This window comes from Rhodothermales bacterium (assembly GCA_039944855.1).
In the GTDB taxonomy this organism is placed as follows: domain Bacteria; phylum Bacteroidota; class Rhodothermia; order Rhodothermales; family JANQRZ01; genus JBBSMX01.
The window spans coordinates 542216-561751 of record JBDUXZ010000005.1 but is presented as its reverse complement, the minus strand read 5'-3'; the positions used below and the strand labels follow the sequence as shown (position 1 = coordinate 561751).

The window sequence follows — 19536 nt, the reverse complement described above, 5'->3', positions numbered from 1 at the left end:
GCAGAGCGAGAGATGAGACGAACGAGACGGCGCGGGCTTACTGCTCGGCGTACGCCGGAGACTCGAGGTCGTAGTACGCCGTCACGCCGTCGCTGCGGAGGACGCGGACGAGCGCGGTCTCCCCCGCTTCGGCGACTTGGTCGAGGACAGCCGTCGCGTCTTCGGCCGAGCCGATGGCTTCCCCTTCAATCTCGGTCAGGGCAGTACCGGCGGGCAGACCGTCGGCCGAGGCCGCGCCGCCCTGCCGCACGAACGCGACGTACGCGCCACCCTCGACCCCGAAGGTTTCACGCTCCTCCTCCGTGAGATCGCGGAGCCCGACGCCCCACGCTTCGAGTTCGTAGAGGTCGAGGTCGTCGTGAAACGGGTTGGGCGGGCGGGTTTCGGGCGCGGCGGGGAAGTCCGGGTTCCGGCCGTTGATCTCGGCGACCCAGCTCTGGAGCGCCACGTTGTCGCGCCCGATGAGGCGCGCCTCGAAGTCGCGCCGCTCGCCGCGCCGCCACACACCGAGGCGGATGTCTTCGTCGGGGCGGCGGAGGGCGATCGCGCTCTGGAACTGGTTCGGCGCGTCGATCTCCTGCCCGTTGATGGCGAGGAGGACGTCGCCCGTGCGGAGGCCGGCGCGCTGCGCCGCGCCGTCGTCGGCGACTTTCGAGACGTAGACGCCGGCGATCCGGTCGAGCCCCATCCGGTCGGCGTCGGCGGCGGTGACGGCGCGGATCTCGACGCCGAGGTAGCCGCGCTGCACCTCGCCGTAGGCGATGAGGTCGGTGACGACGCGCGTGACGAGGTTAACCGGGACGGCGAACCCGTAGCCCTCGTACGACCCGCTCTCCGTCGCGATCGCCGTGGCGACGCCGACGACTTCGCCGCGGAGGTTGACGAGCGCGCCGCCGGAGTTGCCGGGATTGATGGCGGCGTCAGTCTGGATGAAGTCTTCGATGCGGAAGTCGTCTTCGATGATATCGACCTGCCGCCCGAGCGCGCTCACGATCCCGGCCGTCACCGTCGAGGTCAGCCGGAACGGGTTGCCGACGGCGAGGACCCATTCGCCTACCTCGATCTCGTCGGAGTCGCCGAGCGCGGCGACGGGGAGGTCGTCGGCGTCGAGGAGTTGGATCACGGCGAGGTCCGTCGTCGGGTCCTCGCCGATGACCTCGGCGTCGAACTCGCGCTTGTCGTTGAGGAGGACGCGGATGCTGGAGGCCCCGGCGACGACGTGGGAATTGGTAACGACGTAGCCGAGCGGCGAGATGATGACGCCGCTGCCCGCGCTCCGGCGGAACCGGCGGGGCTGGACGCGCGGGTGCCAGTCGTCGAGGGCCGGCCCCATCCGCCCGTCGGCCGGCATCTCGACCTCGATGAACACGACGGTCGGCGTGACGCGGCTCGATACGCCTTTGAAGAGGCTGTTCAGCGACATCAGCTCGGGCACGGCCAGGGGCGGCGGCGGATCGGGGTCGCCGATGCGGACGGGCTCGGCGACGGGCGGCCGTTCCAGCGGCGGGGTCGCGTCGGAAAGGCTGACGTCCTGCGCGTCCGGGCGCACGACCGTCACGATGAGAACCCCGAGCACGATGCCCGCGATGAGCACGCCGATCCCGATGAAGATGCTACGCTTATCCATGCAACGCTGAACGTAAAAAGTCGAAGGCGGCTACGGGGACGGCGATGCGTCCACCTGTTCGTCCGGCCCCATTTGGAACGTCATGCAAGCACCCCGTATCCCGCCAATTGTTTCAACAACGTATATTCGCCGCCCGCTGCGCTACCCCTTGTCTCGCGGCTACGTCGCCGCCCGCTGCCCCGTCCCCGTGGCTTCTCCCCCCCTTGTCCCCTCGCCGCCCGACATCGTGTTCGCGCTCGTCGGCGACGTGCGGGCGTCGTCGCGAGCGCTGCGGCAACTGCGGGCGCTCGACGACCTCGGCCTCCGCGTCGACGCGCTGACGTTCGGGCCGGAGCCGGTGCCCGGCGAGATCGCCGACGGCGTGCGGCTGCACGTGCTGCCCCGGCCGAGCGGGCGCGGGCCACTTTTCTTCTGGCAGGCGCACCGGCTGTTTCTGCGCGCGGTGCTCGCCCGCCCGGCCTCGGTGTATCACGCGAGCGACCTCTATGTCCTCCCCGCCCTCGCCGCCGCCGCCCGTCGCCACGATGCGAAGCTTCTGCTCGACGCGCGCGAGCTGTATCCGCACGTCGACGCGACGGCCGGGAAGCCGTGGGCGCGGTGGGCGTGGACGGCCGTCGAGCACCGCTTCCTGCCCCGCACCGACGCCGTGCTCACGGTCAACGACAGCATCGCCGACCGGATGGCGGCGACGTACGGCATCGCGCGGCCGATCGTGACGCACAACGTGCCCGCGCGGCAGACCGTCGAGCGGAGCGATGCCCTGCGCGAGCGGCTCGGCATTCCCGCGTCGCAGCGGATCGTGCTCTATCAGGGCCTCGTCCGCGCCGGGCGCGGGCTCGAACGTCTCGTCGATGGGATGCGCGACGTGCCGGACGCCGCACTCGTCGTCATCGGCGACGGGCCGACGAAGGCCGACCTGCAACGGTTCGCCGTCGACGCACTCCCCGGCCGCGCCCACTTCCTCCCCCACACGCCGCCCGACGACCTCCTCCGCCTCACGGCATCGGCCGACCTCGGCGTGCACGTGCCGGAGCCGATCACGGAGAGTATCCGGCTCGCGCTCCCGAACAAGCTGTTCGAGTACCTCACGGCCGGGCTCCCCGTCGTCGTCGCGGACATCCCCGAGATGCGGCGCGTCGTGGACGGCTTCGACGTGGGTCTCGTCGTGGACCCGTACGACCGCGACGGCCTCGCGGCGGCGATCCGGCGAGCGCTGAGCGACGAGGCGGCGCGGGCACGGTGGGCGGCGAACGCGCCGGCCGTGTTCGAAACCTTCCGGCCCGAGCGCGATACGGAGCGCTTCCACGCGGTCTACCGCCGCCTGCTGGGAGGTTCGGGGTCGTGAGTTAGAGGTCGTTGCTCTGTTGAGAAACTCTCCACGTTGTCATCCCGAGCGGAACGGAGTGGAGCCGAGGGATCTCTGCGGGCACAGTTTCGACAGCCTGCTGCGGTCTTCCCCGGAAAGATCCTTCGACTCCGGCCTGCGGCCTCCGCTCAGGATGACATCCCTTCGAGCTTCTCAATAGAGCAGGAGGTTGTGAGTTGTGACCCCGGACCCAGAACCTCTAACCCACGACCTCTGCCCCATGCGCGTCTCGTACGGCCCCGACTATTTCGTCCCGCTCCCGCCGCGCCACCCGTTCCCGATGGGGAAATTCCCGGCGCTGCACCGGCTCCTGCTCGCCGAAGGCCTCATCCGGCCCGACGAGGTGATCGCGCCGCGCGAGGCCGACTGGTCAGACCTGCTGCTCGTCCACACCCGCAGCTACCTCGACAAGCTGGCGACGGGGACGCAGAGCCGCCACGAGGAGCGGCGGATGGGGCTGCCGTGGAGCCCGGCGCTCGTGCGCCGCTCCCGCCTCGCCGTGCAGGGGACGATCAACGCCGCCTTCATGGCGCTCCACGACGGGCTCGCGGGGAATCTCGCCGGTGGGACGCACCACGCCATGCCCGGCCACGCCGAGGGCTTCTGCGTGCTCAACGACGTGGCCGTCGCCATCCGCGTGCTCGAACGCTCGCGCTGGCTCCGCCGCGCGCTCATCGTCGACCTCGACGTGCATCAGGGCAACGGCAACGCCGCGTTCTTCGCCGACGACCCGGCCGTGTTCACGTTCTCGATGCACGGCGCGAAGAACTACCCCTTCCGCAAGCCGCCCTCCTCGCTCGACGTGCCCCTCCCCGACGGCACCGGCGACGCCGACTACCTCGCCACGCTCGCCCGCCACCTGCCCGGCGTGCTCGACGCTACCGCGCCCGACCTCGTGTTCTACCTCGGCGGCATCGACGTGCGGCGCGACGACCGCTTCGGCCGGCTCGCCCTCTCGCGCGAAGGGATCGCGGCGCGCGACCGCTTCGTCATCGAGTCCGTGCTGGAGCGGGGACTGCCGCTCTGCCTCCTCCTCTCCGGCGGCTACGCGGCGACGCCCGAGGAGACCGCCGACCTCCACGCGATCCTATTCCGCGAAGCTGCCGCCATGGCGCAGGGCGCGATGGGATAGCGGGGAGCACGCGTGCGGCCGGCCTGCGACAGAGAGCGGGTTCTGCGGCTGGGAACTAGCACTCTGGCGCGAGTGGGCGAAGGAGCAGACCGGCAACGGTACCGAACGGCGAAGCGAGAAGCCCGAATGCCATACCGTAGCCGAGCGCAGGAAGGACAGATTCAAACCCCTCCGAAGCGAAGAGCAAGGCCAACAGGAAAACCGCAGCGGTGAGCGCCGACAGTACAGCGACGAGCGCGCCAGTGAGCGCGAAGTAGACTCGGCCTGCGACGTGCGCTTCCGCGCTGAGATGGCGCCCCGCGAAGTAGCCCCCGAGGAGGGCTGGCGGAACGGCGAAAAGCGCGATCAGCGCTGAGTCAACGGGAAGAGCAAACTCGTCGAAGAGCAGAGGGGCAAACGAGAACGCGAGAGCGGCCACGCCGAAGATCGCGGCGGAGGCGAAAGGAAGCTGGTGTGGCGCGAGAATCATCGGCAGGTGGCATAACCGTCGTTTATCACTCGCCGTTCGTCGCTCGAACCTCGTCGCCCTTCCAGCCCCACACGATGCGGGGGCGGCCGGAGAGGTCGGATTTCACGGCGGTGTCGGTGTAGCCGCTCTCGGCGAGGAGCGCGCAGACGGCGTCGGCGTAGTCGGTGTGGGTCTCGAAGAGGAGGAGGCCGCCGGGCTTGAGCACGCGCGCGGCGTGGCCGGTGATGGCGCGGTAGTGCAGGAGCGGGTCGTCGCCCGCGAAGAGGGCCGCCGACGGCTCGAAGTCGCGGACCTCCGGTTCGAGCGTCGCGGCCTCGCCGTCGGGGACGTAGGGCGGGTTCGAGACGAGCGCGTCGAAGCACGCGGGGACACCCTCGACGAAGGCTGGCGCGAGGGCATCGGCGTGGACGAACGACACGTCGAGGGCGAGCCGCTCGGCGTTGTGGGCGGCAATCGCGAGGGCGTCCTCGGAGATGTCGCAGGCGAAGACCTCGGCGTCGGGCCGCTCGTGCTTGAGAGCGAGCGCGATCGCGCCGCTGCCCGTCCCCATATCGAGGACCCAGGGCGTTTTCACGGCCCGGAGGTGCCCGAGTGCGGCTTCGACGACCTCCTCGGTCTCGGGGCGTGGGATGAGCACGGCGGGCGTCACGCGGAGCCGGAGCCCGTAGAAATCGGCGTGGCCGACGACGTATTGCAATGGCTCGCGGCCGAGGCGGCGCGCGACAAGGGCGTCGAACGCCGCGCGCTCCTCGGCCGTCACCGGCTCGCCGAGGTTCGCGAGGAGCGTCGTGCGGTCGAGGCCGAGCGCACCTTCGAGCATCCACTCGGCGTTGCGCCGGGCGTTTTCGATGCCGGCGTCGGAAAGCCGCACCGCCGCTTCGTCCAAGAGGGCTCGCCGGGTCGTCATGGGATCAAACGAGATGGGATCAAACGGGCCGGTTCGGGGAATAGAAGACCACGCCAGATAACATACGTCTCCTCTGCCCAATCGCGGGCTCCCCTCCTCTCCCCCTTTTGGTAATGACTTCGTACCACGGCCGCACCGTCCTCGTCACCGGCGCCTCGCTCGGCATCGGCGAAGCCATCGCCCGGCAGCTCGCTCGCGACGGCGCCCACGTCCTCCTCTCCGCCCGTTCCGAAGGTCGCCTGAACGCGCTCGCCGACGAGTTCCGCAGCCGCGGCGGCGAAGCGACCGTCATCGCCCACGACCTCGGCACGCCGGGCGCGGCGCAGGCGCTCTTCGACAAAGTCACCGCCGCCGGCCACGAGGTCGACGTGCTCGTCAACAACGCCGGCTTCGGGAAGCTCGGCGCGTTCCTCGACTACGAGGCCGGGGTGTACGAGTCGATGGTGACGCTGAACGTGACGAACCTCGTCGCGCTCACGCGGCTGTTCCTCCCGGCGATGATCGAGCGCGGCACGGGCGGCGTGCTCAACGTGGCCTCGACGGCCGCCTTCCAGCCCGTCCCCCACTTCGCCGTCTACGCCGCGTCGAAGGCGTTCGTCCTCTCGTTCACTGAGGCCCTCCACGCCGAGGTCGCTGGCACAGGCGTCGCCGTCACCGCCCTCTGCCCCGGCCCGACGTCCACGGGCTTCTTCGATGCAGCCGACATGGACGGAGCCCCGGGCGGTCGCCCCGCCGAGACGCCGGAGAAGGTCGCCCGCGTCGGCCTCGAAGCGCTCCTGAAGAACGAGCGATCGACGGTCAGCGGCGCGCTCAACAGCGTCATGGCCTTCGCCACCCGCTTCGTGCCGAAGAAGGTGATCCTCGAAGTCGGGAAGCGGATGATGCAGTAGCTCAGCCCGTCGCGTCGAAAAACGCGGCGACGTCGGCGAGGCGGTGGGCGTCGGCACCGCGCACGAGCGATGCGGGGCGAACGAGCGCGCGGTCGTCGTCGGTGAGCAGGCCGTAGCGCGCGTTCTGCTCGACGAACACGCCCGCGTCTTGCGCCGCGCCGAGCAGGGCTTCGTACGTGCCGCGAAGCGCGTCAAGCCGCCGCGTCTTTCGGAGCCACAGGCCGGGGTGGACCCACACCGCCGGGCGCGCGGCATCGCCACCGTACGTCTCGAACGCCTGCCGGAGCGACGCCTCCCACAACGCCGCGTCGTCCGGGAATCCGTGCTCGGCGATCCCGGTCACATCCGCGAGGGCGAGGTGCTCGTCCGCGATGTCGAGTTCGCCGCCCGGCAGCACTTTAGCTTCGAACCCGACGTTCGTCGGAACGCCGTGGCGCTCGCCGCTCGCGCGCACCTCGTCGGCGAACGCGGGCACGTCGTAGCTCGGCACGCGGCGGATGTGTTCGAGGAAGACGACGCGCTCGATCCCGTGCTCGGCGGCGTAGCAGACGTAGTCGTCCACCGTCGGCCGCCCATCGGTGTGACTCGTGTGGCAGTGGAAGAGGACGCGGCCGGCGAAGAGGTCGGTCATATCTCGAAGGCGCTGTCGCCGCGCATGCCGATCCCGCCCCAGTATCGCTGAAAGAACGTGGCTTCCGGCGGTGCGGGGAGGGCGTCGGGCGGCTCGCCGAGCACTTCCTGCACGCCGAGCCAGATCGGGTTGACGCCGCCGAAGACGCTCGCCACCATCGTCCCCTGCACGCGCGGGTTGCACTCCAGCACCTTCGGCGCGCCGTCGGCGTCGTCTTTGAACTGGAAGCCGAAGGCGTATTCCAGCCCGAGGTGCTCGGCCGCCCGCAGCGTCGGTTCGATGAGGTCGGCGCGCTCGGGCAGCCCCGTCGTCTCGAACGAGATCCCGCTGCGGACCGCGTCGCGACGGCGCGGGAGGGCGACGGCGAACCGGCTCCCACGGAAGGCATCGACGGAATATTCGGGGCCGGGCAGGTATTCGGTCACGAGCAGCGCCTGCCAGTCGTCGCCGCGCTCCTGCCCTCGCCGGAAGATGGCGAGTAGGTCGTCGAGCGCGAGGTCAATCCCGCTCGGTTTCTCGGCGAGGAAGCGGCGGGTGTCCCACGCCCCCTCGCGCAGCACGCGGAGCCCGCGCATCCCGTTCGACACGGGCGGCTTCACGACCACCGCGCGCCCGGGATAGCCGAGCGCTTCGGCAGCTTCGATCAACTCGCTCTCACTCTGCGTCGTGCGATACGCCGGGACCGGCAGGCCGAGCGATTCGAACGCCTGCAGCACCGCGCCTTTATCGTTCGCCGCCGCGACGGCGTCCGCCCCGCTCACGAGGACGCGGGTGTCGCCGAAGTCGTCGCGGAAGCGCGAGAGCACGGCGATCTCGCGCGTCGTCTGCGGGATCAGCACGTCGATGCGTTCGGCGCGGCAGATGAGCCGGAGCGCGTCGAGGTAGTGCGGTGCCTCCGGCGGCGGAACGGTGTAAAACGCGTCGGTGAGCAGGCGGCCCACGGCGCGCTCGCTGAGGTCCGTCCCGACGGTGTAGATCGGCCGGTCGCCCTGCCGCAGCGCGTAGAGCGTGCCACGGATGCCGGGTGCGCCCACGCCCGTGACGAGGATGCGGAGCGCGCTCACAGCTTGATCCGCAAGACTTCGAACGCCTCGGCGATCTCGACCTTCACCTGCGTCCCGCGCACGCGAGCGAGCCCGTCCATGAAGTCGCGCTTGAAGTACGGCCGGCCGAGATCGAACTGCGAGCGGTACGCCTGCATCGCCGCCCACTTCGCGTCGAGGTGGCGCGGTTCGAGCGTGACGAACGCCGTAGCGTCGAACGTGATGTGGTTCCACGGCAGCTCGTAGCCGAGGACGGTCACGTCTTTGAATGCCCGCAGCCCTTCGGCGTGGACGACTTGGTGATCCTGATGGAGGTCGTTCCCCGACGGCAGAAGCACGAGGTCGGGGTCGACCTGGCGGCGGATGCGGACCATCTCTTCGAGCACCTCCTGCCGCGAGTACGAGAGGCGGCGGACGCGGTAGTCGTACACGTAGCACCGCTCCTCGGGGATGCCGAGCGTCTCGGCGGCGGCGTAGAACTCCTGCTTCAGCGTGTCCGGCGGCTTGTCGTCGGGGAGCGAGTCGCTGGCCGTCGAGAAGACCATCACGTGGACCTCGGTGCCACCTTCGAGCAGGCGGGCCATCGTGCCGCCGCAGCCTAGCTCCGCGTCGTCGGTGTGGGGGGCGAGCACGAGGGCGCGGCGGTAGTCCATGCGGGGCGGGGCGAGGGGTCGGCGGAAGCCGGGCCGAGGCTAGTAGTACGCGATGGAGAAGGCGTCGAAGCGGCCGCGCGGGGCCTCCCAGACCTCGTCCACCGTGTCGACTTCGGCGAGGTCGGGCCCGTCGTGGAGCGCGTCGAGGAGGGCGTCGAGGTCGGCCCGGCGGCCCTCGGCGACGACAGTGACGACGCCGTCGGGGTCGTTGCGGACGAAGCCCTTGAGGTTCAGCTTGCGCGCGACGCCGCGCGTGAAGTAGCGGAACCCCACGCCCTGCACGAGCCCGTGCACTTCGGCGACGAGACGTTCCTCCCCACCGGTTAGATCGGAGGAGGGGCTGGGGGCAGGGTCGGTCATCACGGCGGCAGGCGCGGTCATCAACAGAGGGGGACGGCTGGTGGGGGGAGGATACCCCAAGGGGAGATATCGGGCGGAGAAAATAGAGAAGCCGCCCGAGAAACGACCCGAGCGGCTCCCGCGAAGTATCCGCGCACTCCCACCAAGTTCCGCTTCAGAGCAGGCCCCGGCTCTTCGCCCACCCCTCGAACTCCTCGACGAGCTGCTCGAACGATTCGAGCACGAAGAGGATCGGCTGGAGGTGCCACACGTCGTAGTCCTGACTGATGACGGCTTCGGGCGAGAACGGTCGGTGCTCTACGTTGTCCGAGAGCGCGTGCAGGACCTCCCCCTTCGACGACATGACGCCCGCGCCGAAGATGCGGTACCCGGCGGGGTCCGCGACGAGGCCGAACTCGACGGTGAACCAGTGGAAGCGTTCGAGGCTCTGGCGGTCCACGCCTTTCGCACCGAGCGCGGCGCGGCCAAAGAGCTGGTAGAAGTCGGCGAAGGCCGGCTGCGTGAGCGTCGGCATGTGCCCGAAGATGTCGTGAAACATGTCGGGCGCGGGCGTATAGTCGAGCTCTTCAGGCCCGCGGATGTAGTCGGTGGAGGGGAACAGCCGGTCAGAGAGGAGGCGGAAGAAGTCGCGCTCGTGGAGGAGGCCGGGGATGCGGGCCACCTTCCACCCCGTCGTCCGGTCGAGGACGCGGCTGAGGTCGCGGAGCGCGGGGATGCCGTCGTTCGAGAGGCCGAGCTTGTGGACGCCTTCGAGGTACGTCTCGCTGGCGCGGCCGGGCAGCAGTTCCATCTGCCGGTCGAAGAGGAAATTCCACGTGTCGTGGTCGCCCTGCGGATACGTCGGCGGGGCGATCTCGTCACCGATCGGCGGCGTGCCCTGGAGGTCGTGCGGGATGCAGCGCGGGTCCACATCCCCAACGCCCTCTTTTTCATACGCGGACACGTAGTTCTCTTTTTCGGGAGCTACGGCGGGGGCGGCGATCTTATCGTCTAGCATAGGTCGGGGCAGTCACAGGGGCGGCGTCGGGAAGCGCTTCCGGTCCGGTCGCGCCGCTCGGTCCGCGTAGGAGGATTCAGTGCTCGGGCGTCGTCACATCCGCGTCGCCGGAGTCGCGCTTGGCGTAGCCGAAGATCACGACGGCCGCCCCGATCACGACGCCGACGGCGACGGTCACCCACCAACTCGTCTCTTCGAGCCCGAAGATCCGCGGCGCGAGGAACGCGAGGAGCATCACGCCGATGAGGGCGAGGCCGACGGCGACTAGCCAGAGCGGGCCGGTGGAGGCGAACCAAGGTTTGCTTGCCATGAGAGCGGGAGAGGTCTACGCCGCGTCTTGCCGGGTGGCGAGGAGGGCGAAGCGCAGCACGATGTAGAGGGCGAGGACGGCGCAGATCACGAACACGGCCATCCGAACGCCGTGGAACGTGAACTCGCCATAACGGAGGTAATCTACCACGGTCCACCCGACGAGGTTGGCCGCCGCGATCACGGAGCCGAAGAGGAGCAGCAGCCTGCGCGGGGCCGGGAGGTCAGTCATGGAGATGCGGTAGCGACGCTGGGAAAACGGACACGCCCGCTGCGATGTTTCGGACGCCGCTGTTTCGAATCCCACCTTGCGGCGGGGCTACGCAGGGTCCTTCCACTTGATGCTGCACCCCATCGACGGGACTTGCTCGGCCGTGACCGCGCCTGTCTCCAACAGTTCGTCGAGCGCGCGGCGGAGGTCGGGGCGCGTCGCGGGCTGGCCGGGGCGACCGTCATCGAGGCGGCCTCGGTAGGCGAGGCGGCGGTCGGCGTCGTAGACGAAGAAGTCGGGCGTGCAGACGGCTCCGTAGGCGCGGGCGGCCGTCTGGCTTTCGTCGTGGAGATACGGGAACGGATACGCCTTCGCCCGCGCCCGCTCCGCCATCGCCTCGAACGAGTCGGCGGGGTAGCGCTCGGCGTCGTTGGAGCAGATGCCGACGACCTGCACGCGGGGCGCGACCTCCCGCGCGAGCGCGGTCAACCGGTCCTCGACGGCGTGGACGTACGGGCAATGGTTGCACATGAATACGACGACGAGCGCTTCGGCCTCCGCGTAATCGCCCAGTTGACGGGTCGGGCCACCGCGGTCGTCCACCTCCGGGTTCGCGATCGGGAGGGCGAAGTCGGGGGCGGCAGTGCCGGGGGCGGCGGTTTCGGAGAGCGTGCGGGCCATTACGAGGCGGGGCGGCGGATCTGGTCGAAGGGGACGAGGGTGGACGAGACGATGTTCGAGAGGTGCGACGAGATGCGGCTCATCATCCGAACCGAGATGGCGTAGACGACGGCCTCGTTCGGCGTCACGTCGTCGGCGTGCGCGAGCCGTTGGAGGTAGTCGGCGACGACCCCTTTGATCTCGGTGTGCTCGTCCATGACGCGGCGCGCGGCGCGCGCATCCGCCTGGACGAAGCCTTTCCGCGTGTCTTCGAGCATGTGAAAGAGCCGGTCACGAAGCTGGCGCAACGGCTCGGCGTGCGGGCTCAGCCGGGGCGCGTCGGCGAGCGTGGACGCCGCGGAGAGCGACTTGGCGAGGTCGCCGATCCGCTCCGCTTCCTGCACGGCGGAGACGAGGATGAGCGATTGGATCCGCTCGCGCTCCGGGTCGATGGCGAGGTGTTCGAGCACGAGGCGACGGACCTCCTGCTCACTCTGGTTCACTTCGGCGTCCCGCGCCGAGAGGTCCATCTCGAGCGCTTCGTTGTCGAGCAGGCACGCGAGCGAGGCTTCCAACATCTCGCCGGACACCTCCAGCATCACGTCGATGGCGCGCAGGGCGTCGTCGATGAGCGGAGGTTGCTTGCCGGTAAAAAAGGAGAATAGGCTCATCGGGGGCTGGTTCTGATCGGATTGGGGCGGAAGGGCGGGCTCCTGCTGGGCTCGCGGTTCGGCCCGGCCCTCGTATCGGATGGTACGACGCACGAGACGGGCTTGCTCCTTCCCTGCAATTTTTGGTTAGCTCGCCGACGCGCTCACGCGTCGCCCGCGAGCACGTCGGCGAGGGCGCGCTGCGCGACGGGGGCGTCGCTGAACGTGCAGAGCCGACCGGCAGCTCCGACGAAGTCTTCCAGCACGCGCGGGCTCCCCAGCGATGCGACGACGGCCGGCTGCGCCCCGACGAGCGCTTCGACGAACGCCTGCTGCTCGGGCGGCAGCCCGAACGCGTGCCACGCCGCCGGCTTGACGACGAGGGCGACGAGCACACGCTGCGCCGCCCGTGCCTCCTCGACGATCGCTGCTCGCGCGTCGGCGTCCGTCCCCGGCCCGACCTCGCGGTACGTCACGCCGGGCAGCGCCGCCCGCAGCGCCGCGCCGAGCGGCTGCTCCGGCGGGTCGAGGTGGGAAGCGTGGGGCTTGACGAGCACGGCGAGCAGCCCCTCCCCCGTCTCGAACCGGACGGCATCGCCCGTGACGGCGTGGCGGGCCGTCCGCGTCGCCAGCCATGCGTGCTCCTCGGCCCCGACCTCGCTGGCCGCCACGGCCTCGCCGGGCTCGGTGAACACGTCGGCGCCGAACCGATCCGTCAGCCGGTCGCGGAGCCGGTCGGCGCGGGCGAGCGCGCGGTCCAGCACGGCCTCGTCCAAGTCGCCTCGTTCGACGGCCGCCGCGAGCCCTTCGATGATCGCCGCCGGATCCTGCGCATCGAGCAGCAGGTCGACGCCCGCGCGGACCTGCTCGATCGCGAGGTCCACCTCGCTCTGCCCCTCCGACTGGATGCCGCCCATGTGCAGGCTGTCCGAGATCACGACGCCCTCGAAACCGAGCTCGTCGCGCAACAGGCCCTGCAGGATCGGCGCCGAGAGTGTCGCCGGCCGCCCGCTCGGGTCGAGTGCGGGATAGGCGACGTGCGCTGTCATCACGAGCTCACAGCCCGCCTCGATGGCGGCGCGGAAGGGGACGAAGTCCGTCCGTTCGAGCACGTCGCGGGAATCGCTGACCGTGGGAAGGACAGCGTGCGAGTCCTCCGTCGTGTTGCCGTGGCCGGGGAAGTGCTTCGCCGTCGAGAGCAGGCCCTCGGCGCGACAGCCGCGGACGTAGGCCGCCACGAGCGCCGCCACGGGCTCGGGCTCGTCACCGAACGCTCGCGTCGAGATGATCGGGTTGTCGGGGTTGCGGTTGACGTCGGCGACGGGTGAGAACGTGACGTGGACGCCGCACGCGAGGGCCTCCCGCGCCCCCGCCCGCGCGAAGCGCTCGACCGCTTCCTCCGCATCGTCGAGCGCGCCGAAGGCGGCGGCGTGTGGGAACATCGTTGCTCCGGCCACCTGCTGCCCGAGCCCGCGCTCCATGTCGGTCATTACGAGGAGCGGGCGCGCCGCGCGCCGCTGCAGGCCGATGAGGGTGGCGCGCGTCTCGGGCCACGTCCCGTTGAAGAGGATGACGCCGCCGATGGGGTAGCGGTCGAGGAGACCGGCCACGCCAACGGCGTCTTCCTCGGCGCGGCGCGGCGGTTTCATGTTGGAGCCGAGGCGGACGACGAGGAGGCCCGCGGCTTTGGAACGGAGGCGGTCGAGATCGGTCACGGGAGCGAGGGGATGGGCTGAAGTGGAGGGGTCGGGAAAGGTAACGGACGACGGAACGGGCGAGAGCGGCGAAGTTTTTTTGCGGCCCGGCGTGACTTTCCAAGCTCTTTTTACGTCTTGCTTACAACCCCTCCGTAGTGACTCTCCCCGTCTCCGCCATGACCGCCGCCGCCCCCGCCGACCTCCTCCGGCGCACCTCTCGTCCGCTCCCCGCTCCGCCCCGTCGCAGCCGCTTCCTGCCGTGGGCTTTGTTCGCTCTGATCTGGGCCCTCGCCGTCGGGCTGTTCGCCGCCGGTGCGCAAGTCGCCGCCGCGCTCGGGAGCTAGGCGCCGGCGTACAACTCGTGCTCGGCGATGTACGCCAGCACGGCATCGGGCACGAGATAGCGGACCGATCGACCCGCGCGCAGCAAGCGGCGCAGCGCCGTGCTAGAGGGATCCAGCAAAGGACGATCGAGCATCGTCGCCCGCGCCATCAGCGACGGCGACACCGTCGACAGGTCGGCACCGGGCCGGGGGTACACGATGAGCGGGACGCGGCGGGCGATCTCTCCGGGCTCCACCCACGTGCTGAACTGCGCGAAGCTATCGCCGCCGACGAGGAGGTGGAACGCGACCTCGGGATACGTCGCCTGCAACGCCCGAACCGTCTCTACGGTGTACGACACGCCCGCCCGCTCGATCTCCAAATCGGACACCACGAAGGCGCCATTGTCCGAGACGGCGCGACGCGTCATCGCGAGACGGTGCTCGGCGGCGGGTAGGTCCTGCCGCTGTTTGTGCGGCGGCGTCGCGGCCGGAATCCACACGACGCGGTCCAATCCGACCTGGTCCCGCGCGGCCTCGGCGACGGCGAGGTGCGCGACGTGCGGCGGGTTGAAGCTCCCGCCGAAGATCCCCACGCGGTCTCCCGTGCGGAGCTGGAGCGGCGGGCGATCGGGATGGGCCTCGTCCTTCGCCATGACCTCTCGTGTTTACCGGCTGGCCTGGTCCCGGAAGCGTTCGAGCGCGCGGTCCACTTCCGCGTAAGCGACCTCGGCCTCGCCGAGCAGCGGGCTCTGGGGGAAGAGTTGGACGAGCCGTTCGTACGCCGTCGCAGCAAGCTGGTAGCGCTCCTGCTGCCGCTGGGGGATGCTGGCTTCGGCGAAGGCGGCGTAGTTGCGAATCGCGCCGAGGAGGGCGTCGTCGGCGTAACTGGAGTCGGGATACTTCTCCAGCACCTGCTCAAACGAGATCGCGGCGGCCTCGAACAGCTCGCGCCGCTCGTACAGCTCGGCGATCTCGAACTGCTTCTTCGCCAGCTTCGCGCGGAGCTCCTCCGTGATCGTTCCCAGTTCGGCCGCGTGCTCGCCGTTTGGATAGGTGCTGAGGTAGAGGCGGATGTACGTCAGCGCCGTCTCCGTGTCGGTCTGGTCGAGTTGGTACGGCGGCGACAGCTCGTAGTAGCTCATCGCCCGGAGATACGCCCCCTCCTCCACCCGCTCGTCGCCCCGGTAGAGTTCGACGAAGCGCGTGAACTCGTTCGCGGCGAGGAGGAACTGCTCGTCCTCGAAGTACGCCTTCGCGAGGTAGTACTGCGCGTCGGCGGCGTGCGGGTTCGTGCGGCCGAAGTCGAAGACGTGCTGGAAGTACTCCACGGCGCGCACGTACTTGCCGCGCTCGTACAGCGCGAGCCCCTTCTCGAAGGAGGCCTCCGGCGTCTCGGCGTCGATCCGGCCGCCGCTGGAGCAGCCGGCGGCGAGCGCGATGAACAGGAGGAGCAGCGTGGATCGGAGCGTCATGAGGGCGGCGGTAGCAGAACGGGAGAGACCGGCAGAAGGGACGTAAGAAACCACCGGCGGGACGAAGAGCCCGCGCTCACGGGTTGAAAAGCGCGGGAACTCGTCGCTTCAGAACGCCACCGCGAACGGGATTATTGCCGCTGGGGCGCGACGTGTGGAGGCGTGGACGTGATCTCACTCCCACACACCCATACCCCCACTACTCGATCACCACGAGGCGGCCGTCTCGGAAGCCGAGGATGAACATGGCCTCGTTCACCGAGCCGCCGCCGAAGTAGATCCTATGGCCGAGCCCTTCGTACGGCCGAGCACCACGCATCGTCTCCGCGAGCGATTCCTCGGAACGCCGCTCGCCGAGCTGCGCCAGCGCCATCTTCGTGATGTCGTACCCGGCGTAAGCGAGCCGGTCCGGCGCGACGCCGGCCAACGTGCGGTACCGCTCGACGAAGGCCGAGGCCGCCGCGCCGCGCTCGTCTACGTGGAAGTCCGATGTGAACGCCGTCCCGTACTGGCTGGCCCGCTGGCGCGAGGCGTCGAGCTGGCCCCACTCCGTGTTGCCGAACACGCGGATCCGGCCGCGCTCGCCCTCGGGCAGCATCTGGTCGAGGCCGCGGAGCGCGCCCGCCGCCGCGTCCGGCGCCTTGGCTCCGGAGACCGGGAGGTAGAGCGCGTCGACCATCTCCAGGCTGTCGCCGAGGATCTCGGGGAGGCGGAACCACGCCCCCTCGTTGGGCAGTAGCTCGACGAACGGCACCGTCCCGCCGAGCCGCTCGAACTCGTCCTGGAACGACGCCGCCATCGTGGTCCCGAACGTGCCCACGCGAGCGATCACGCCAACGCGGCGGCTGGGATCTGCGGAGGCGACGAAGCGCGCCATCGCCCGCCCGCGCTGGTCAAACGTCGGGTTCGCCTGGAAGACGTAGCGCCGGCCCTCGGACACGCGCTCCTCCGTCGCGAGCGGCGCGATGAGGACGACGCGCTCGCGCTCGGCTGCCGCGCCCGCTGCCACAGCCTCCTCACTGTAGAGCGGCCCGATGACGAGTTCGACGCCCGATCCCGCGAGGCTCTCCACCGCCGCCGTCGCCCCGCGCTCCGTCCCTTGCGTGTCACGGAAGACCATCCGAATGGGCTGCGCCGGCCCGGCCGCGTTGTGCTCGTCGACGGCGAGGCGGACACCGTTGAAGAGGGCTTGCGTGAACACCACGTCCGTATCGCTCATCGGCAGCGCGATGCCAACATCAGTCGGGTCAGGCACGGCCGCGAGAGCTTCGAGCCGGCTCTCCGCAGCGCGGCGGATGGCACGGGCATCGTCCACGTAGCGGCTCTTCGGGTACGCCCGGAGGAACGCCGTCATCTCCGAGGCCGCCCCTTCGAGATTACCCGCCGCGTAGAGCGCCTTCCCCAGCATCAGCCGCGCGGCCGTCGTCTGCTGGTGGTATTCGAAGTCATTGGCGGCCCGGCCGAAGCTCTGCGCGGCGGCCCCGTACTGCCCGACCTGATACGAGCGGAGCCCGCTGTCGAATACCGTCTGCGCCGCCGGGATCGCGGGCGCCTCCATCGGCTGTGCCACGGCGGGCACGGCGATCAGCAGCAGCAGAGCGAGCAGGGCGAGACGGTGCATCAGCATGGCGACGGGAGAAGGGGTCCGGGGGCGGCAGAAAGGACGTAAGCTACTCCCACTCGATCGTGGCGGGCGGCTTGGAGGAGATGTCGTAGGCGACGCGGTTGATCCCGCGCACCTCGTTGATGATCCGGTTCGAGACGGCCCCGAGGAAGTCGTACGGGAGGTGCGCCCAGTCGGCCGTCATGCCGTCGACGGACGTCACGGCACGGAGGACGGCGGCGTTCTCGTACGTCCGCGCATCGCCCATCACCCCGACCGACTGCACCGGGAGCAGGACGACGAACGCCTGCCAGACCTCGTCGTAGAGCCCGTGCGCTTTGAGCTCGTCGATGAAGATGGCGTCGGCCTCCTGCAAGAGCGCGGCGTGCTCGGCGGTGACGGCGCCGAGGATGCGGACGGCGAGGCCGGGGCCGGGGAACGGGTGCCGCCCGATGATTTTCTTCGGCACGCCGAGGAGGCGGCCGACCTCGCGGACTTCGTCTTTGAACAGTTCGCGGAACGGCTCCAGCAAGTCGAACCCGAGCTCTTCGGGGAGGCCGCCGACGTTGTGGTGGCTCTTGATCGTCGCGGACGGGCCTTTGAACGACACGCTCTCGATTACGTCGGGGTAGAGCGTGCCCTGCGCGAGGAACTTCGGCTTCGTCCCGAGCCGCTCGGTCACGGCCTCGGTCGCGTCCTCGAAGACCTCGATGAACGTCCGCCCGATGATCTTCCGCTTCTGCTCCGGGTCCTCGACGCCGGCAAGCGCGTCCATGAACTCGTCGCGCGCGTCGACGACGATGAGGTCGATGTGGAAGTGCTCGCGGAAGGTCTGCTCGACCTCGGCCCGCTCGTCTTTCCGCAGCAGGCCGGTGTCGACGAACACGCACGTCAGCCCGTCGCCGATGGCCTCGTGCAGGAGCACGGCCGCGACGGACGAATCGACGCCGCCGCTGAGCCCGAGGATCACGTGGTCCTCGCCGACTTCGTTCTGGATTTCGCGCTTTTTGTCTTCGATGAACGAGGCCGCCGACCAGTCGCCTTTGCACCCGCACACCCGGTAGACGAAGTTCTCGATCAGCTTCCGCCCCGGCTCGGTGTGGACGACTTCGGGGTGGAACTGCACGCCGTAGATCGGCTGATCGGCAGCGGCGACGGCAGCGATGGGGGCGTTCTCGGTGTGGGCGATCGTGCGGAAGCCGTCGGGCAGCCGCGTGAGGTGGTCGCCGTGGCTCATCCACACCGTCGCGCCGTCGGGAATGTCCGTGAACAACTCGGCCTCTTCGTCGACGATGAGGTGGGCGCGGCCGAACTCGCGCCGGTTCGCCCGCTCCACACTTCCGCCGAGCTCGTGGGCAATCGCCTGCAGGCCATAGCAGATCCCGAGGACGGGGACGAAGCCGCCGTCGCCCGTCGTGAGCGCGAGGAGTTCAGGGTCGAGGTCGGGCGCGCCCTCGTCGTAGACGGAGTTCGGGCCGCCGGAGAGGATGACGCCCATAGGTTTCAGCGCCGTGATCTCGTCGAGCGGAGCGGTGCAGGGGTGGATCTCGCAGTAGACCCCGGCCTCGCGCACGCGGCGGGCGATGAGTTGGGTGGTCTGCGAGCCGAAGTCGAGGATGACGATCGTTTCGTGCACGGCGGCGAGCGTTGGCGGCGGGGGGTAAACGGCGTCGGGGCGCACGGCCGTGCGCCCCGACGGGACCGATGCGGAAAGATACGTCCGGCTCAGGCGTCGGCGCCGATCATGTGCTTGTAGGCGGCGGCGTCCATCAGCGCGTCGAGGTCGGCGGCGTCGCGCGGCTCGATCTTCACGAGCCAGCCGTCGCCGTAGGGGTCAGCGTTGACTGTTTCCGGCGCGGCGTCGAGCGCGTCGTTGATGGCGACGACGGTGCCGGCCACGGGGAGGAACAGGTCAGAGACCGTCTTCACCGCCTCGACGGTGCCGAAGACGGCATCGGCGTCGCCCTCCATCCCCTCTTCGAGTTCGACGAAGACGATGTCGCCGAGCTCCTGCTGCGCGTAGTCGGTGATGCCGATCGTGGCGGTGCCGTCGTCTTCGAGGCGGACCCACTCGTGTTCTTTCGTGTAGCGGCAGTCGTCGGGGAAGGTCATGGGCGGAGGAGCTTGGTCTCTGCGGAAAGGGAAGGGAAAGGTACTTCAGCCACCGGAATCTCGGTCAGGACAGCAGCACGAACGCGAGGGCAACGGCGGCGGGTAGGGCCTGGACCCAGAGGATCTTGCGGCTCACCGTCGCCGCGCCGAACACGCCAGCAACGATGACGCAGCCGAGGAAGAAAATGGCGACGGCCGTCCCGGCGTCACCGAGCAGCAGGCTCCACACGAGCCCGGCAGCGAGGAAGCCGTTGTAGAGCCCCTGGTTCGCCGCGAGCGCCTTCGATTCTGCCGCGAACTCCCGCGTCAGCCCGAACGTGCGGCGCCCGAGCGGCTTGTCCCAGAACACCATTTCGAGCACGAGGAAGTAGACGTGCAGGGCCGCCACGACGCCGATCAGGATAGTGGCAGCGACGCTCAT

At 69.7% G+C, this 19536-nt stretch carries 23 protein-coding genes; 4 read left to right on the top strand and 19 right to left on the bottom strand.

The features are described from left to right. Nucleotides 1-37 precede the first annotated feature (37 nt). On the bottom strand, nt 38-1627 hold the full coding sequence (locus ABJF88_04990) for a trypsin-like peptidase domain-containing protein (GenBank protein ID MEP0546266.1): 1590 nt from the start codon (nt 1625-1627) through the stop codon (nt 38-40). A gap of 187 nt (nt 1628-1814) precedes the next feature. Between ABJF88_04990 and ABJF88_04985 the strand changes: the two genes are divergently transcribed. Both ABJF88_04985 and ABJF88_04980 read left to right on the top strand, forming a co-directional pair. Beyond that, complete coding sequence (locus tag ABJF88_04985) at nt 1815-2972, top strand: glycosyltransferase (GenBank protein MEP0546265.1); 1158 nt, start codon at nt 1815-1817, stop codon at nt 2970-2972. Between the two features lie 241 nt (nt 2973-3213). Further along, complete coding sequence (locus ABJF88_04980) at nt 3214-4125, top strand: histone deacetylase (protein ID MEP0546264.1); 912 nt, start codon at nt 3214-3216, stop codon at nt 4123-4125. Nucleotides 4126-4180: 55 nt separating this feature from the next. On the opposite strand, the gene ABJF88_04975 is transcribed toward ABJF88_04980, so the two are convergent. Both ABJF88_04975 and prmC read right to left on the bottom strand, forming a co-directional pair. Then, on the bottom strand, nt 4181-4594 hold the full coding sequence (locus ABJF88_04975; GenBank protein ID MEP0546263.1) for a hypothetical protein: 414 nt from the start codon (nt 4592-4594) through the stop codon (nt 4181-4183). 25 nt (nt 4595-4619) lie between these two features. Then, on the bottom strand, nt 4620-5501 hold the full coding sequence (gene prmC / locus ABJF88_04970; protein MEP0546262.1) for a peptide chain release factor N(5)-glutamine methyltransferase: 882 nt from the start codon (nt 5499-5501) through the stop codon (nt 4620-4622). 113 nt (nt 5502-5614) lie between these two features. Here prmC and ABJF88_04965 point away from each other — a divergent pair, with 113 nt between their 5' ends. Beyond that, on the top strand, nt 5615-6391 hold the full coding sequence (locus ABJF88_04965) for an SDR family oxidoreductase (protein MEP0546261.1): 777 nt from the start codon (nt 5615-5617) through the stop codon (nt 6389-6391). A gap of 1 nt (nt 6392) precedes the next feature. On the opposite strand, the gene ABJF88_04960 is transcribed toward ABJF88_04965, so the two are convergent. From ABJF88_04960 to ABJF88_04915, 10 genes are all read right to left on the bottom strand, one after another. Further along, nucleotides 6393-7022 (bottom strand): PHP domain-containing protein, encoded by a 630-nt coding sequence (locus ABJF88_04960; protein ID MEP0546260.1) that lies wholly within the window; start codon nt 7020-7022, stop codon nt 6393-6395. Continuing rightward, entirely contained in the window at nt 7019-8086 is a 1068-nt protein-coding gene (locus ABJF88_04955; GenBank protein ID MEP0546259.1) for an ATP-grasp domain-containing protein, read from the bottom strand. The genes ABJF88_04960 and ABJF88_04955 overlap by 4 nt, the downstream gene beginning before the upstream one ends. After that, nucleotides 8083-8718, bottom strand: coding sequence for a PIG-L deacetylase family protein (locus ABJF88_04950; protein MEP0546258.1), 636 nt, complete (start codon nt 8716-8718; stop codon nt 8083-8085). Before ABJF88_04950 ends, ABJF88_04955 begins: the two co-directional genes overlap by 4 nt. A 39-nt stretch (nt 8719-8757) precedes the next feature. Further along, nucleotides 8758-9078, bottom strand: coding sequence for an acylphosphatase (locus ABJF88_04945; protein ID MEP0546257.1), 321 nt, complete (start codon nt 9076-9078; stop codon nt 8758-8760). A gap of 154 nt (nt 9079-9232) precedes the next feature. After that, nucleotides 9233-10075, bottom strand: a complete 843-nt coding sequence (locus ABJF88_04940; protein ID MEP0546256.1) for a phenylalanine 4-monooxygenase — start codon at nt 10073-10075, stop codon at nt 9233-9235. A 76-nt stretch (nt 10076-10151) separates the two neighbouring features. Then, nucleotides 10152-10385 carry a hypothetical protein gene (locus ABJF88_04935; protein MEP0546255.1) on the bottom strand — a complete coding sequence of 78 codons (234 nt, stop codon included), beginning with the start codon at nt 10383-10385 and terminating at the stop codon, nt 10152-10154. Between the two features lie 15 nt (nt 10386-10400). Next, nucleotides 10401-10616 (bottom strand): hypothetical protein, encoded by a 216-nt coding sequence (locus ABJF88_04930; GenBank protein ID MEP0546254.1) that lies wholly within the window; start codon nt 10614-10616, stop codon nt 10401-10403. 87 nt (nt 10617-10703) lie between these two features. Continuing rightward, nucleotides 10704-11276, bottom strand: a complete 573-nt coding sequence (locus ABJF88_04925) for a thioredoxin family protein (GenBank protein MEP0546253.1) — start codon at nt 11274-11276, stop codon at nt 10704-10706. Further along, nucleotides 11276-11926, bottom strand: a complete 651-nt coding sequence (locus tag ABJF88_04920; protein ID MEP0546252.1) for a PhoU domain-containing protein — start codon at nt 11924-11926, stop codon at nt 11276-11278. The genes ABJF88_04925 and ABJF88_04920 overlap by 1 nt, the downstream gene beginning before the upstream one ends. 143 nt (nt 11927-12069) lie before the next feature. Beyond that, nucleotides 12070-13620, bottom strand: coding sequence for a glycoside hydrolase family 3 protein (locus ABJF88_04915; protein ID MEP0546251.1), 1551 nt, complete (start codon nt 13618-13620; stop codon nt 12070-12072). 158 nt (nt 13621-13778) lie between these two features. On the opposite strand from ABJF88_04915, the gene ABJF88_04910 reads away from it, so the two are divergent. Beyond that, nucleotides 13779-13946 (top strand): hypothetical protein, encoded by a 168-nt coding sequence (locus ABJF88_04910; GenBank protein MEP0546250.1) that lies wholly within the window; start codon nt 13779-13781, stop codon nt 13944-13946. On the opposite strand, the gene nadD is transcribed toward ABJF88_04910, so the two are convergent. The 6 genes from nadD to ABJF88_04880 form a co-directional block, all read right to left on the bottom strand. Continuing rightward, nucleotides 13943-14581 (bottom strand): nicotinate (nicotinamide) nucleotide adenylyltransferase, encoded by a 639-nt coding sequence (gene nadD, locus ABJF88_04905; GenBank protein MEP0546249.1) that lies wholly within the window; start codon nt 14579-14581, stop codon nt 13943-13945. The two genes, ABJF88_04910 and nadD, sit on opposite strands and share 4 nt — an antisense overlap. Nucleotides 14582-14593: 12 nt before the next feature. Next, nucleotides 14594-15400 carry an outer membrane protein assembly factor BamD gene (bamD, locus tag ABJF88_04900; protein ID MEP0546248.1) on the bottom strand — a complete coding sequence of 269 codons (807 nt, stop codon included), beginning with the start codon at nt 15398-15400 and terminating at the stop codon, nt 14594-14596. Between the two features lie 199 nt (nt 15401-15599). After that, a complete protein-coding gene (locus tag ABJF88_04895) occupies nt 15600-17021 on the bottom strand; it encodes an ABC transporter substrate-binding protein (protein ID MEP0546247.1) in 1422 nt (473 codons plus the stop codon). 49 nt (nt 17022-17070) lie between these two features. Beyond that, nucleotides 17071-18639 (bottom strand): glutamine-hydrolyzing GMP synthase, encoded by a 1569-nt coding sequence (gene guaA / locus ABJF88_04890; protein ID MEP0546246.1) that lies wholly within the window; start codon nt 18637-18639, stop codon nt 17071-17073. Between the two features lie 89 nt (nt 18640-18728). After that, nucleotides 18729-19115, bottom strand: a complete 387-nt coding sequence (gene gcvH, locus ABJF88_04885; GenBank protein MEP0546245.1) for a glycine cleavage system protein GcvH — start codon at nt 19113-19115, stop codon at nt 18729-18731. Nucleotides 19116-19179: 64 nt separating this feature from the next. Continuing rightward, entirely contained in the window at nt 19180-19536 is a 357-nt protein-coding gene (locus tag ABJF88_04880) for a DUF1304 domain-containing protein (GenBank protein MEP0546244.1), read from the bottom strand.

Bases quoted from the DNA above. Each gene is read 5' to 3' on its own strand.
- ABJF88_04920 (MEP0546252.1), bottom strand. From the start codon at position 11,926: ATGAGCCTATTCTCCTTTTTTACCGGCAAGCAACCTCCGCTCATCGAC.
- ABJF88_04940 (MEP0546256.1), bottom strand. From the start codon at position 10,075: ATGCTAGACGATAAGATCGCCGCCCCCGCCGTAGCTCCCGAAAAAGAG.
- ABJF88_04945 (MEP0546257.1), bottom strand. From the start codon at position 9,078: ATGACCGACCCTGCCCCCAGCCCCTCCTCCGATCTAACCGGTGGGGAG.
- ABJF88_04880 (MEP0546244.1), bottom strand. From the start codon at position 19,536: ATGAGCGTCGCTGCCACTATCCTGATCGGCGTCGTGGCGGCCCTGCAC.
- ABJF88_04990 (MEP0546266.1), bottom strand. From the start codon at position 1,627: ATGGATAAGCGTAGCATCTTCATCGGGATCGGCGTGCTCATCGCGGGC.
- ABJF88_04965 (MEP0546261.1), top strand. From the start codon at position 5,615: ATGACTTCGTACCACGGCCGCACCGTCCTCGTCACCGGCGCCTCGCTC.
- nadD (MEP0546249.1), bottom strand. From the start codon at position 14,581: ATGGCGAAGGACGAGGCCCATCCCGATCGCCCGCCGCTCCAGCTCCGC.
- bamD (MEP0546248.1), bottom strand. From the start codon at position 15,400: ATGACGCTCCGATCCACGCTGCTCCTCCTGTTCATCGCGCTCGCCGCC.
- ABJF88_04975 (MEP0546263.1), bottom strand. From the start codon at position 4,594: ATGATTCTCGCGCCACACCAGCTTCCTTTCGCCTCCGCCGCGATCTTC.
- ABJF88_04930 (MEP0546254.1), bottom strand. From the start codon at position 10,616: ATGACTGACCTCCCGGCCCCGCGCAGGCTGCTGCTCCTCTTCGGCTCC.
- ABJF88_04960 (MEP0546260.1), bottom strand. From the start codon at position 7,022: ATGACCGACCTCTTCGCCGGCCGCGTCCTCTTCCACTGCCACACGAGT.
- ABJF88_04980 (MEP0546264.1), top strand. From the start codon at position 3,214: ATGCGCGTCTCGTACGGCCCCGACTATTTCGTCCCGCTCCCGCCGCGC.
- ABJF88_04935 (MEP0546255.1), bottom strand. From the start codon at position 10,385: ATGGCAAGCAAACCTTGGTTCGCCTCCACCGGCCCGCTCTGGCTAGTC.
- ABJF88_04910 (MEP0546250.1), top strand. From the start codon at position 13,779: ATGACCGCCGCCGCCCCCGCCGACCTCCTCCGGCGCACCTCTCGTCCG.
- ABJF88_04950 (MEP0546258.1), bottom strand. From the start codon at position 8,718: ATGGACTACCGCCGCGCCCTCGTGCTCGCCCCCCACACCGACGACGCG.
- gcvH (MEP0546245.1), bottom strand. From the start codon at position 19,115: ATGACCTTCCCCGACGACTGCCGCTACACGAAAGAACACGAGTGGGTC.
- ABJF88_04925 (MEP0546253.1), bottom strand. From the start codon at position 11,276: ATGGCCCGCACGCTCTCCGAAACCGCCGCCCCCGGCACTGCCGCCCCC.
- ABJF88_04895 (MEP0546247.1), bottom strand. From the start codon at position 17,021: ATGCACCGTCTCGCCCTGCTCGCTCTGCTGCTGCTGATCGCCGTGCCC.
- prmC (MEP0546262.1), bottom strand. From the start codon at position 5,501: ATGACGACCCGGCGAGCCCTCTTGGACGAAGCGGCGGTGCGGCTTTCC.